The following is an 873-nucleotide window of genomic DNA, read 5'->3' on the forward strand; positions in this document are numbered from 1 at the left end:
CCTGCTCGCCGACCGGGCGGCGGCCCCCCGGTCGGCGAGCAGGCGCAGCGCGACCGGCTCGGGCAGCGGCTCCACCGGCCGCAGCAACTCCCCGCGCACGCCGAGGGGTTCGCGGCTGGTGGCGAGGACGGTGAGCCGGGGGCAGCGTTCCAGCAGCGCCTCGACGAGGTGGGCGGCGGCCTCGACGACGTGCTCGCAGTTGTCCAGGATCAGCAGCATGCGGCGCGGGCCGCAGTGTTCGGCGAGGCGCTCCACCGGGTCGTCGTGCCGGTCGGTGACGGCCCGCATGCTCTCGGCGCCGGCGCCGTAGAGCACGGTCTCGCGGGCGCCGACGGCGGTGAGGACGGCCTCGGGGACGGCGTCGGGGTCGTCGACGGGGGCGAGTTCGGCGAGCCACACGCCGTCGGGGAGGGTCTGCCGTACGGTCTCGGCGGCCTCCTGCGACAGCCGGGTCTTGCCGGCCCCGCCCGGTCCGAGCAGGGTCACCAGGCGGGCGGCGGCGAGGTCGGCGCGGATGGTCTCGATGTCGGCCTCCCGGCCGACGAACGAGGTCAGCCGGGCCCGCAGGTTGCCGGGCGGCGCACCGGCCCGGGTTCCGGCCGCCGGCCCGGGTCTCAGCAACTCGGCGTGGAGTGCGCGCAGTTCGGTGCCGGGGTCGGAGCCGAGGCGGTCCGCGAGCAGGCGTCGTACGTCCTCGTAGGCGGCCAGGGCCTCGGCGGTGCGGCCCGTGTCGCGCAGGGCGCGCAGCCGCAGCGCCTGGAGGGGTTCGTCGAGGGGGTGGCCGTCGCACAGCGCGGTCAGCTCGGGCAGGGACTGCTCGGCGTCGCCGAGGGCGAGGGCGGCGGTGTGCCGGGCGCGCAGCACGTCCAGGTG

1 protein-coding gene is annotated in these 873 nt (G+C 77.8%); it reads right to left on the reverse strand.

Annotated elements, in window-relative coordinates:
* Positions 1–873, reverse strand: an 873-nt coding sequence (locus B7767_RS40970; RefSeq protein ID WP_179167527.1) for a BTAD domain-containing putative transcriptional regulator, incomplete at both ends; no start/stop codon positions are given.

The sequence above is a fragment of the Streptomyces sp. 13-12-16 genome (assembly GCF_002114215.1).
Taxonomy (GTDB): Bacteria; Actinomycetota; Actinomycetes; order Streptomycetales; family Streptomycetaceae; genus Streptomyces.